We start from the raw sequence: 11,903 nt of genomic DNA on the forward strand, positions 1-11,903 counted from the left end.
CAGTTTCTGTGCAGCCGCTTGCTACGGTACGGAATAGGTGCGGAAATCCTGCTCTTTGCGCATGGTAGCGCTGCGGGCGTCAAGATCCCCGCGATTGGCCCGCCAGTTCAGATAGCGCTCGAGATGTTCAGGGGTCTCCCATAAATGGAAGACGGCAATCTCGAACCGGTCGTGATTCACACCGATGTGCGCCTCCAGGCAGCCCGGGAAAGCCAGGGTGTCCGGGAGCATTTCCAGAACAGCCTTTGCATGATCGTCAAATGTGGCAAAGTCCGGGTAAACGATTGCAAAAGCGGCCTCTTTCATAAGGGCGTCCAGCCTTTCAGGGAACCGCAAGGATTCCTAACATGTATTTTGAATAGACATTTGCACAGGAGAACTGGACGGTACAGCCGGTAAAAACCTTCTGCGATTCATCTAAAAGGTGTATACAGGATACACTTTGTTTAGCAGTAAACTTGCTGGTCTGCCGGACAAAGGCTGCGGATGAGTTTCTGTCGGGCAGAAAAAAACATGCACCCCGCGGGGTGCATGTCCAATAGCTTAGATTTGGCAGGCTTTACGACTTGGCCAGGTTGCGCAGCACGTAGTGCAGAACGCCGCCGTGTTCAATGTATTCGATCTCCGGCGCGGTATCGATGCGGCACTTCAAGGTGATCTCTTTCACCGAACCGTCGGCAAAGGTGATCGAGCAGGGCACTTCCTGCAGCGGCTGGATGGTGTCCAGACCGCTGATCGAGACGGTTTCCTCACCGGTCAGACCCAGCGACTTGCGGCTGTCGCCAGCGGTGAATTCGAACGGGATCACGCCCATGCCAACCAGGTTGGAGCGGTGAATACGTTCAAAGCTCTCCGCGATCACGGCCTTGACGCCCAGCAGTGCGGTGCCTTTGGCTGCCCAATCGCGAGAGGAGCCTGCACCATACTGTTCGCCGCCGAACACCACCAGCGGAGTTCCATTGGCCTGATGCGCCATCGAGGCCTCGTAGATCGAGGTCTGCGCTCCATCGGGGCCTTTGGTGTAGCCGCCTTCGACGCCGTCCAGCATCTCGTTCTTGATGCGGATGTTGGCGAAGGTGCCGCGCATCATGATCTCGTGGTTGCCGCGGCGCGAGCCGTAGGAGTTGAACTCACGCGGCTGAACCTGGCGCTCCAGCAGGTACTGGCCTGCAGGCGTGGTGGTGGCAAAGGAGCCGGCAGGGGAGATGTGGTCGGTGGTGACCATGTCGCCCAGAACCGCCAGAACCTTGGCGTTCTCGATGTTCGAGATGGTGCCCGGCTCCGTGCCCATGCCCTGGAAGTACGGCGGGTTCTGGATGTAGGTCGAGGTTGCGGGCCAGTCATAGGTTTCCGCATCGGTGGTCTCGACCGCCTGCCATTTCTCGTCGCCCTTGAAGACGTCGGCGTATTTCGACTGGAAGGCTTCGCGGGTGACGGTCTGCTCGACCAGCTCCGCTACTTCCTGTGTCGAGGGCCAGATGTCTTTCAGGTAGACGTCATTGCCGTCCTTATCCTGCGCAATCGGGTCGGAGGCCAGGTTGATGTCCATGGTGCCGGCCAGCGCATAGGCCACGACCAGCGGCGGCGAGGCCAGGTAGTTGGCGCGCACATCGGGGCTGATGCGGCCTTCGAAGTTGCGGTTGCCCGACAGAACAGAAGTTGCCACCAGATCGCCCTCGGCAATCGCCTCGGAGATCTCCTGCTGAATCGGGCCGGAGTTGCCGATGCAGGTGGTGCAGCCGTAGCCCACCAGGTTGAAGCCGACCTTGTCCAGATCCTCCTGCAGGCCCGCGGCCTCCAGATAGGCGGAGACAACCTGCGAACCCGGTGCCAGCGAGGTCTTGACCCAGGGTTTGCGGTCGAGGCCCAGCGCGGCAGCCTTGCGCGCGACCAGGCCGGCGCCGATCATCACATAGGGGTTAGAGGTGTTGGTGCAGGAGGTGATCGAGGCGATCACGACCTTGCCCGATTCCATGGTGTAGTCTTCGCCCTTGACGGCGACTTCCTTGCCCATCGGACGCTTGAAGGTCTCTTCCATTTCCTGGCGGAAGGCGGCCTTGGCGTTGGTCAGCGGCACATAGTCCTGCGGGCGTTTCGGGCCGGAGATCGCCGGCACGATGGAGCCCATGTCAAGGGTCAGGGTGTCGGTGTAGACTGGGTTGTAGTCCGCGCCGCGCCAGAAGCCGTTTTCCTTGGCATAAGCTTCGACCAGCGCAATGCGGTCCTCGTCGCGGCCGGTGTTGCGCAGGTAGCGCAGGGTCTCACCGTCGATCGGGAAGAAGCCGCAGGTGGCGCCGTATTCCGGGGCCATGTTGGCGATGGTCGCGCGGTCTGCCAGCGGCAGGCGGTCCAGGCCGGTCCCGTAGAATTCGACGAATTTGCCGACCACGCCCTTGGCGCGCAGCATTTCCACAACTTTCAGAACCAGGTCGGTGCCGGTGGTGCCTTCGACCATTTCGCCGGTCAGCTCAAAGCCGATGACTTCGGGGATCAGCATGGAGATCGGCTGGCCCAGCATCGCCGCTTCGGCCTCGATGCCGCCAACGCCCCAGCCCAGCACCGCGGCGCCGTTGACCATGGTGGTGTGCGAGTCGGTGCCGACCAGCGTGTCCGGATAGGCGACTTCCTCGCCGTTCTGGTCGGTGTCGGTCCAGACGGTCTGCGCCAGGTATTCCAGGTTCACCTGGTGGCAGATGCCGGTGCCCGGCGGCACAACGCGGAAGTTGTTGAACGCGTTCTGGCCCCATTTCAGGAACTGGTAGCGCTCCATGTTGCGCTCATACTCGCGGTCCACGTTCATCTGGAACGCGCGCGGGTTGCCGAACTCGTCGATCATCACCGAGTGGTCGATGACCAGGTCCACGGGAACCAGCGGGTTGATCTTGGCGGCCGAACCTTTCAGCCCGACGATACCGTCGCGCATTGCGGCCAGGTCGACAACGGCGGGAACGCCGGTGAAATCCTGCATCAGCACGCGGGCAGGGCGGTAGGCGATCTCACGCGGGTTCTTACCGCCGTTGGCGCCCCATTCGGCAAAGGCCTTGATGTCATCGGTGGAGACGGAGAAACCGCCATCCTCGAACCGCAGCATGTTTTCCAGCACCACCTTCAGCGCGGCAGGCAGCTTGGAGAAGTCGCCAAAGCCGGCCTCAGTGGCGGCGGGAATGGAGTAATAGGAGATCGACTTGCCGTTGACGCTGAGCGTTTTGCGCGCCTTGGCATTGTCCTGTCCGACGGTGATAGGCATGGTTGGCCTCCCTCAAGAATTTGAAATCCGGGAATTCGCTGCCTGCTAAATGCATGAGGAAGATGAAGCATTCAATAGCCCAAACGCCGCAGGCGGCACTTTTGTATGCGATTGTACACATTTTTTGCGGAGCAGTGCCTCGGGCTGCCCTCAAAAATGATTGATTGGCCAGTTCGCAGGCAAGTCTTTAGACCTGATGCCTGACACACAGAGAAGGCGATTCATGAAATTCCTGCTCCCGATCGTGGCCATGCTGGGCCTTGCCATGCCGGTTTACGGCCAATCCGCAGATGAGCCTGTTGTGGTTGAACTCTATACCTCGCAGGGCTGCTCGTCCTGTCCGCCCGCTGATGCGCTGCTGCATGAGCTTGCGGCGCGGCAGGATGTTCTGCCGCTGGCGCTGCACGTGGATTACTGGGACTACATCGGCTGGAAGGACAAGTTTGCCGATCCGTCCCACACGAAGCGTCAAAAGGGGTATGCACATGCAGGCGGGCGGCGGATGATCTATACCCCGCAGATGATCATCATGGGGCAGGACGATGTGGTTGGCGCTGATGCGCTCGCAGTTGATAGTGCCATTGCCCGGCACCACGAAACACCTCGCCAGGTGTCGCTGGACCTTAGCCGGACAGGCGGGGATCTGGTGATCCGGCTGGAGCCGCGGGAGCAGATGGACACCGGGTCTTACCTTGTACAGGTTGTGCGGTTCACGCCGCAGCGCAAGGTCAGCATCACACGGGGTGAGCTGGCGGGCAAATCCTTCACTTATGCAAATGTGGTGGAGGACTGGCAGGTCGCTGCAAATTGGGACGGTGCCGGCAGTCTGGAGATTTCTGTTCCCGCGCCCGGCAGTAATCCCGCTGCAGTTCTTGTGCAGGCTGCGCCGTTCGGCAGGATCATCGCAGCGGCGCGGGCGGACTGAATACGTGCTTCAATCCACCGGACTATCGGGCTGCCGGGCGGCCTTGCCGACTGCGACATAAGGCTTCCAGCGGCGGTGAATCCAGAACCATTGCCCAGTGTGCTTCCGGACAATCGATTCCAAATCCGCGCTCAGAGCCTTGGTCATGGTCAGCGGATCTGACGGCGGCACCTCGGCATTCATCACGATCTCGAAATCCAGCCCGTTCTCCTGCCGCACGGCATAGACCGGGATCAGCGCAGCGCCGAATTTCAGTGCCAGTTCTGCGGGCACGGTGGAGGTGACAGCCGGTTTGCCGAAGAAATCGACCAGCTGGCCGCCCTGTGCATGCAGATCAGTGACAATGGCTGCGATGCCGCCTTTTTTCAGATGGCGCACCAGCTCCACCATGCCGCGCTTGCCCTGTTCGAACATCGGCTCGCCGTTCTGCTTGATGGCGTCAACATAGTGCTCGTTGAAATACGGGTTGGCCATCCGGCGGTACAGGGCGCCCATCTCGTGGCCTCGGGCCACAAGTGCGGCACGGGCTGCGTCATAGTTGCCGAAATGGGCGGTCGCCAGCAGCACCGGCCGGCCTTCAGCCCGGGCCGCTTCCAGGGCTTGCAGGCCGGGACCGGTGATAGGCGCGGACCTGGCCCGTTCGTGAAAAGGTTTGCCTGCGTAGATTTCCGCAATCATCCGGCCTGCGTTGTCGCTGACGTCCCGGTAGAGGTCTGCAGGGTCCAGGTCCGACAGCTCCGGGCTGACAAGATTCAGGTTGTCGCGCACACGCTTGTCAAAGCGTGCAAGCCGTCCCATGGCAGTGACCAGACGCCCCATCATCGGCACCCGCAAGCGATAGGGCACAAGCCCGGCGCCCAGCAGAAGGCCGCGCAGGAACAGGTTGCTGCCAAAATATTTGACATGGCTCCAGGTGGAGAGCTCGGAAGGATTTGCGGGCATGGCGTCTGGATACTTGCGGCGCGGAACTGCGCCCGGAAGCCTGCATCATACGCAGCAGCGGCAGCAGGTACAAGCAACTCGCGAAGGCGCTCCGGCACGGCAGCTGCGGCCAGCAGCCTGCCATTATTCAGCGCTTTGCGGCAATCGTGCCTTTCGGACGTCAGCCGCCGTCTTGTTCCTCGTCTTCTTCAACCGATTTGAGTTCAATCTCACCAGTGGCGACGAGATCGCGCATGGCGCTGATAATCAGGCTGAAGGCAGTCTCGCCGTCGCTGCGCTTGACCTTGCCGCGCTCGGCGACTTCCTCGCGGATGTTGTCGGCCATGCGGCTCGACATGTTCTTGAGCAGGAACTCGGACGTAGCCACGTCTTCCTCGTCGGTGGCAAAGGCAATGGCGGTCACCAGGTCTGGCTGCGACAGAACCCGGATCAGCTTGGGCACATCCAGCGGGTTCATACGTTCGGCAACCAGTGCATAGGTGAAGATCGCCTTGCGCACAGAAACGGCAAATTCTTCGTCTTCCTCGTCCAGCGCGGTCAGCACTTCGTCCCGTTTGGCAGCCGCGGCTTCGGTCAGGACGGCGCCCAGGCGCTGGCCCGGTGTCTGGTCAAATGCAAGATCAGGCCGTGCCTCCACCTGGGCGGCCAGCGACAGGCCAATGCGGTCCACAGTGTCCGGCGTTACATTGGCGGTCTGGCTGACCGCATAGGTGATGCGGCGGGCGATCGGGCCTGGAAGATGGATCAGCATCTGTGCCGCCTTCGCCGTGTCCAGCTTGGATAGCAGAACGGCTGCAACTTCGGTGCTTTCGGCCTGGGCCAATTCAGCCAGATCCTCAGGCGGCAGCTGCTTCAGCCGCTCCCAGGGGTCACCGAACTGACGCACGCCGGCTTCACGGCGCAAGCGGGTATGGGTGTGGCGGCTGATCTTGCCTTCCATCGCGCTCAAGGCGCCGGCCAGGCCGTTGGGAAAATGCAGGCCGACATTGTCCAGCAAATCGGCAAATTCACCTGCCACTGAATTCAGTGTGTCACGGTCGACAATCCGCATCCGGCCCATCTGCTGGGTCAGTTCCAGCTGCAGGTCGTCGGGCAGTTCCTCCAAGGGGATCTCGGCGCCTTCGTTCAGCAGCAGCCGGACAATAATGGCGGCTTTTGCTTTGCCGCTGAGGCCAGAGGCGGCTGCAGGATTCGCCAGCGCTCCGCCGCCCATACCGTCGCCGAGGCCGCCCGCATCCAGGCCGCCCAGAGGCGCCGGAGCGGCGAAATCGCCCATGTCCATACCGCCCATTCCGCCCATGTCGCCCCCGCCCAGATCCATCGGAAGCGCCAGCATATCGTCTTGAGGCATTCTCGCACCCTAGAAAAGATTCTTCTCAATCATTCAAAGGCAGCATAGGCCGCAAGCCGTAAAGAAAGGCTGAAGCCTAGTAGCTGTAGGAGGTGCCCGTCTCCAGCGCACTGCGCAATGAGGCCTCTGCCCAGCTGCCATCGCCCCCACGTGCCCGGATTTCCTTCCATTGGGCAAGGGCAGCGCCGTATTTCCCCTGTTCGACAAAGCCTTGACCCATGTAGGACCGTGCAAGGATATTGTCCGGATCTTGCATCAGCGCCTGATCATAAAAGGCCTGCGCCAGCTTTATGTTGCCCAGTTTGCGGTGGGTGAAACCCCAGTAGGTCAGCACCATGCTGCTTTCTTGATCTGCCATTGCACTCAGCACCGCCTGGGCGTCTTCCTGTCGTCCGGCATAGGCCAGTTCCCGGGCCGCATCCAACAGCCCCTCTTGGTTCAGAGAAGACTTCCGAGGCCGCACGCAGCGTTTCTTATCCTCGTCCCAGACCCGTTTACCCTTGCAGGTCTTGGTGGTCTCAGAGGGTTTGGGCGGGTTCCAGTCGTTGCCGCTGGCGGCAAGGGCCGCAACCGGAAGGGTCAGGGCAGCAGTCAAAATGAAAATACGCATCTCAAGCACTCCAAATGCAATGTCTTGCTTATACTATCCTCTGAAACACGGCTTGGATCTGTATTTTTGTTCACAAAGACGTTTGCCCCGGTGGCAGGATCAACCGTCAAGAGGCTGGGAAAACGCACTTTCAAGCCGCGCAAGCAATACATCAAACCTTTTGCGGGCTCTCGGGTTTTCCTCCACCTCGATAGCCCGGCAATGGGCCAGTTTCAAAAGCAGCCTGGCCCGTAAGTGAAAGTTGAGAATGGAGGCGCTGAACGGGCGCCGGTATGTCTTGAAGAAGAACTCGGTGCTGGCCCGGCGGACGCCTCCGGGGCCAATCTCCGCGGGTTCCGCCGGGGTGGTGATATCGCTGGCTAAAAAGTCTGCAACGTCGTAAATCGCGGGCTTATGCTTGGCATAGGCCAGGTCCAGACCGCAGGCATTGCCGCTGCCGAGGATCAGATTGTCGCTGTGAAAGTCGCCGTGCGAAAACACGCGCGGGCAGGGGCTGCCCTGCAAGCTTCGGGATTGATCCAGCAACTGCGATGCATAACGGCCGTAGTGATCCTGAGAGATCATGCCGCTGCTGTCCGCGGCCGTCTTTTCCAGCTCATCAAAAACCCACTGCATCCAGATATTTTCGGGCTCTTCTGGAGAGAAGCTGTGCAGACGGTAAAGCCAGGCGCCAGCCCTTCGGAACACTTGGTTGACCTGTGCCGGGGAGCTAGGCGTGAGAAGAATGTCGGTTGCCGTCCGGCCTTCCGCGAATTCCGTGATGTGAAAGCTTTTGTCTGCAGCCAGGTAAACGGGCGTGACTATGCGGTTCTTGCCTGAGGACCCAAAGTGCGGCTGAAGTTTTTCGAACAAGCGGTACTCCCGTTCGATCCAGCTTTTACCGGCCTGAAAGTCCTTTTTCAGCACAAGCGTTCTGCCGGTTTCGTGCATCAGGGCAAAAACCATCTGATCCCGGCCCGGATCCCGCGCTTTGTGAATGCAGTTCACGCTGAAAGTTCCCGCAACTCCGGCCGCGGCCTGAAATTCTTCCACATGGCTTTGCAGAAGGGTTTCGTCGTATTCAGCAAAGAGTAGCATTGCGGGAACTGTGCAGGCCTGAAAAGAGAACGTTTTTCCCGAACTCATAACAGCTAAGGGGTGAAATCAGAATGAAAAACGCCCCGTCAAGCTGACGGGGCGTTCTGTAAGTCCTTAGCTTTGACCGGCTTACTCGCCGAACACACGTTTGAAAATTGTGTCGACATGTTTGGTGTGGTAGCCCATGTCGAATTTCTCGTTGATCGCCTCTTCGCCAAGCGCCGCAACCACATCGGTGTCCGCCAGCAGCAGCTCACGGAAATCGACGCGTTCTTCCCAAACCTTCAGAGCGTTGCGCTGCACCATGGAATAGGCGTCCTCACGGCTGACGCCTGCCTGGGTCAGCGCCAGCAGCACTCGCTGCGACATCACCAGGCCGGGGAATTTGTTCATGTTGTCCAGCATGTTCTCCGGGAACACCAGCATCTTGTCGACAACACCAGCCAGGCGGTGCAGGGCGAAATCCAGGGTGATGGTCGCATCCGGGCCGATGCCGCGCTCGACGGAGGAGTGGGAGATGTCGCGCTCATGCCACAGCGCCACGTTCTCCATCGCGGGGATCACCGCCATGCGCACCAGACGGGCAAGGCCGGTCAGGTTCTCGGTCAGAACCGGGTTTTTCTTGTGCGGCATCGCTGAGGAGCCCTTCTGGCCCATCGAGAAGAATTCCGCGCCTTCCAGCACCTCGGTGCGCTGCATGTGGCGGATTTCCACGGCGACGTTCTCGATCGAGGAGGCAATGACGCCCAGGGTGGCAAAGAACATCGCGTGGCGGTCGCGCGGGATCACCTGGGTGGAGATCGGCTCCGGGCGCAGGCCCAGCTGCTCGCAGACGTGTTCCTCGACCGCCGGGTCGATGTTGGCGAAGGTGCCCACCGCGCCGGAGATCGCACCGGTGGCGACTTCCCAGCGGGCCTTTTCCAGGCGGTTCTTGTTGCGGTCCATCTCCGCATAGAAGCGGGCAAAGGTCAGGCCCATGGTGGTGGGTTCGGCGTGGATGCCGTGGGAGCGGCCGACGCGCACGGTGTTCTTGTGCTCCAGCGCGCGTTTCTTCAGCGCCGCAAGCACCTTGTCCATGCCATCGAGCAGAATGTCGGCTGCACGCACCAGCTGCACGTTCAGGCAGGTGTCCAGCACGTCCGACGAGGTCATGCCCTGGTGCACAAACCGGGCTTCTTCGGAGCCGACATGCTCCGCAAGATGGGTGAGGAAGGCGATAACGTCATGCTTGGTGACGGCTTCGATCTCGTCGATGCGGGCGACGTCGAATTCCACGTCCTTGGCTTTCCACACCGCGTCGGCGTTTTCGCGCGGGATCACGCCGAGGTTGGCCATGGCTTCGCAGGCATGCGCCTCGATCTCGTACCAGATCTTGAATTTGGTCTCCGGCGACCAGATTGCGACCATCTCGGGGCGGGAATAGCGGGGGATCATGGGCGAAGGCACCTTTATGTGATTGCGCAGCAGATGCCCGGCCTCTTAGATCAGCGGAGACGGGACAGCAAGGCTGGGAGAGGGCCATGAGGCAGTTTGCCCTGATGATTGCGTTATCATGCACCGTTTCGCCGGTTTGGGGCGGCGGATGGCGGGAACTGAACGGCGATGAGGTGCAGGCTGCGCTGGAAGGGAGGCGGCTGGTCTACGGCAGCGGCGCCTGGCAGGAGTTCTTTGCCTCGGGCAGGACGCTTTATAATACGGGGCATGACAGCTGGGGGTACTGGGGCGTTCGGGACGGCAAATACTGCTCCACCTGGCCGCCCTCGGACCTGTGGGCCTGTTATGCGCTGGAAAGCGACGGCGAGGCCATCCGCTTTGTCGGCGAAGGCGGTGACATCACCACCGGCCAGTACGCTGAGACCGCGGAGTGAGCCGGCGCGAAAGTCCGCTCACTGGAAACCGGAGTGATCACAGCAGATGCGAGCAGCCGTCCAGGAAGGGTCAGCTTCCCCGCAAGTGCGCCAGCAGCTGCGCGTTGCGACAGTAGGACGGCGCCTCAGCCAGTTCTGCTGTCTCCCGCTGCAAGTCACTGCAGCCGTCCTGATTGCGGCAGGTGCTGCAGCGCAGGATTGCGCGCATGTACTTCTGGCCTTGCGCTTGCGGATCAGCGGCGACGATTTCGCCATAGTCGATGCCGAGACGGCTGGCCATGCCCTGCACCAGATCGCTGCTGCGCCCGAGTTTTGCAAAAAGTCCCATGTGTCTCCTCCCATGCCCGGCCGCCGCCGGGATGGGCACAGCATGAACGGGACTGCGTTCCGGCACTTTGATGTGGCGCAAATTCCGCAGCCGTCAGTTCTCCCGCCCGCGCTACGGCCTTCTCGCGAAGTCCTGCCGCAGTTGGGCCGGGCACCGCGCATGGCGCGGTGCCCGGCCCAAACCCGCTGATGGGGCAGGTTTCCTGCACCGTCCGGGCGCGGGAGGCCCGCCGGCGGTCCGGTATGTCAGATCGCGGGCTGCTCTGCGGCCTCCAGCCGTGTCACCACTTTGGCGCCGCTTTCCAGCGTCCGGTGCACAGGGCATTTGTCGGCGATTTCCAGCAGCCGCGCGCGCTGGTCGTCGCTTAGCGGGCCGCAGAGGCGCACCACCCGGGTGAACTGATCGATCTTGGCAGGCCCCGAAGGTAAAGCATCCTGCGCATGCACCTTGTCATGGCACACATCAACGCTGATCCCCTCCAAAGGCCAGCCCTTGCGGCGGGCATACATCCTGAGTGTCATTGAGGTACAGGCGCCAAGGCCCGCCGCCACGAAACCATATGGCGACATGCCGCGGTTGGTGCCGCCATAGGCCAGCGGTTCATCAGCGAAAGCGTGATGGTAGGGACCGGACTGCACGTCCTGAAGGAACCCCTCCGGATCCGCCTCCGTCACCCGCAGAACGCCTTCCGGCGCGCCCGGCGGCGGTGCGGGCGGCGCCATTTTGACATAACGCCCGGCCCAGGCGGCAATGACTTCTGCCGCGTATTCGGCATCCGCGGGGCGCGAGATCAGGTGGTCGGCATCATCCAATGTGACAAAGCTTTTGGGATGCTTGGCGGCGGTGAAGATCGACGCGGCATTGTCTATGCTCACGGTTTCATCGCGCGGCGCATGCAGCACCAGCAGCGCGGCCTTCAGCTCGGCAATTGCAGGCGCCAGCGCCTCGGCATTGATGTCGTCAACAAACTCCTTGCCGATTACAAACGGACGCCCGCCCAGGCAGACCTCGGCGCGGCCTTGTGCCTCAATATCCGGCAGGGCGGCATCGAAGTGGTGCGAGACATGGCCCGGATCAAACGGCGCCCCCAGTGTCACCACGCCTTTGACCGAAGGGATACCCGCCCGCGCCCGCAGCACCGCGGCACCGCCCAGCGAATGTCCGATCAGCAAAGAGGGTGCCATTCCGCGGCTGGCAAGGTACTGGGCGGCCTTTTTCAGATCGGAAACGTTGGAGCTGAAGGTGGTGTTTTCAAACTCGCCCTCGGAATGCCCCAGACCGGTGAAATCGAAGCGCAGAACCGCAATCCCCATCGCTGCAAGACGCCCCGCAATGCGCCGTGCAGCGGGAATATCCTTGGAACAAGTGAAACAATGGGCAAAGAGGGCAGTCGCCAAAACCGGGCCTTCGGGCAGGTCGAGGCGGGCAGCAAGGGTGTTTCCGGCGTGGCCGGAGAAAGTGATCCGTTCCGTGGGCATGGGCGTGGCCTTTGTTTGATGTTCCGCCTAGATTGAGCGCTGATTGGGTCCGGAACAAGGCAATGGACTGGAACGTC

Annotated in this window: 11 protein-coding genes; 2 read left to right on the top strand and 9 right to left on the bottom strand. The window is 61.3% G+C overall.

Annotation, left to right across the window (positions count from 1 at the left end; translation table 11 throughout):
* Window positions 1-21: 21 nt before the first annotated feature.
* On the bottom strand, window positions 22-306 hold the full coding sequence (locus N6L27_RS00325) for an antibiotic biosynthesis monooxygenase (protein WP_271905057.1): 285 nt from the start codon (window positions 304-306) through the stop codon (window positions 22-24).
* Between the two features lie 253 nt (window positions 307-559).
* The gene (gene acnA / locus N6L27_RS00330) at window positions 560-3,247 is read right to left on the bottom strand and encodes an aconitate hydratase AcnA (protein ID WP_271905058.1); all 2,688 of its coding nucleotides are present in this window, start codon (window positions 3,245-3,247) and stop codon (window positions 560-562) included.
* Window positions 3,248-3,470: 223 nt separating this feature from the next.
* On the opposite strand from acnA, the gene N6L27_RS00335 reads away from it, so the two are divergent.
* Window positions 3,471-4,172: a DUF1223 domain-containing protein gene (locus tag N6L27_RS00335; protein ID WP_271905060.1), complete on the top strand. Its 702-nt coding sequence runs from the start codon at window positions 3,471-3,473 to the stop codon at window positions 4,170-4,172.
* Window positions 4,173-4,181: 9 nt separating this feature from the next.
* On the opposite strand, the gene N6L27_RS00340 is transcribed toward N6L27_RS00335, so the two are convergent.
* The 5 genes from N6L27_RS00340 to purB form a co-directional block, all read right to left on the bottom strand.
* Window positions 4,182-5,114 carry a lysophospholipid acyltransferase family protein gene (locus N6L27_RS00340; protein WP_271905061.1) on the bottom strand — a complete coding sequence of 311 codons (933 nt, stop codon included), beginning with the start codon at window positions 5,112-5,114 and terminating at the stop codon, window positions 4,182-4,184.
* Window positions 5,115-5,274: 160 nt separating this feature from the next.
* A complete protein-coding gene (locus tag N6L27_RS00345) occupies window positions 5,275-6,465 on the bottom strand; it encodes a flagellar motor switch protein FliG (protein WP_271905062.1) in 1,191 nt (396 codons plus the stop codon).
* A gap of 76 nt (window positions 6,466-6,541) precedes the next feature.
* Window positions 6,542-7,075, bottom strand: a complete 534-nt coding sequence (locus tag N6L27_RS00350; protein ID WP_271905063.1) for a tetratricopeptide repeat protein — start codon at window positions 7,073-7,075, stop codon at window positions 6,542-6,544.
* Between the two features lie 99 nt (window positions 7,076-7,174).
* Window positions 7,175-8,152, bottom strand: coding sequence for a phosphotransferase family protein (locus tag N6L27_RS00355; RefSeq protein WP_271905064.1), 978 nt, complete (start codon window positions 8,150-8,152; stop codon window positions 7,175-7,177).
* 129 nt (window positions 8,153-8,281) lie between these two features.
* Entirely contained in the window at window positions 8,282-9,586 is a 1,305-nt protein-coding gene (gene purB, locus N6L27_RS00360) for an adenylosuccinate lyase (RefSeq protein WP_271905066.1), read from the bottom strand.
* Between the two features lie 86 nt (window positions 9,587-9,672).
* Here purB and N6L27_RS00365 point away from each other — a divergent pair, with 86 nt between their 5' ends.
* A complete protein-coding gene (locus tag N6L27_RS00365) occupies window positions 9,673-10,020 on the top strand; it encodes a hypothetical protein (protein WP_271905068.1) in 348 nt (115 codons plus the stop codon).
* 70 nt (window positions 10,021-10,090) lie between these two features.
* Here N6L27_RS00365 and N6L27_RS00370 read toward each other — a convergent pair whose 3' ends face one another.
* Together N6L27_RS00370 and N6L27_RS00375 are read right to left on the bottom strand one after the other, a co-directional pair.
* Window positions 10,091-10,348, bottom strand: coding sequence for a DUF6455 family protein (locus N6L27_RS00370; RefSeq protein WP_271905069.1), 258 nt, complete (start codon window positions 10,346-10,348; stop codon window positions 10,091-10,093).
* A 245-nt stretch (window positions 10,349-10,593) separates the two neighbouring features.
* Window positions 10,594-11,826 (bottom strand): bifunctional alpha/beta hydrolase/OsmC family protein, encoded by a 1,233-nt coding sequence (locus N6L27_RS00375; protein WP_271905071.1) that lies wholly within the window; start codon window positions 11,824-11,826, stop codon window positions 10,594-10,596.
* Window positions 11,827-11,903: the final 77 nt, after the last annotated feature.

The organism is Leisingera sp. SS27 (genome assembly GCF_028368855.1).
Classification (GTDB): Bacteria; Pseudomonadota; Alphaproteobacteria; order Rhodobacterales; family Rhodobacteraceae; genus Leisingera.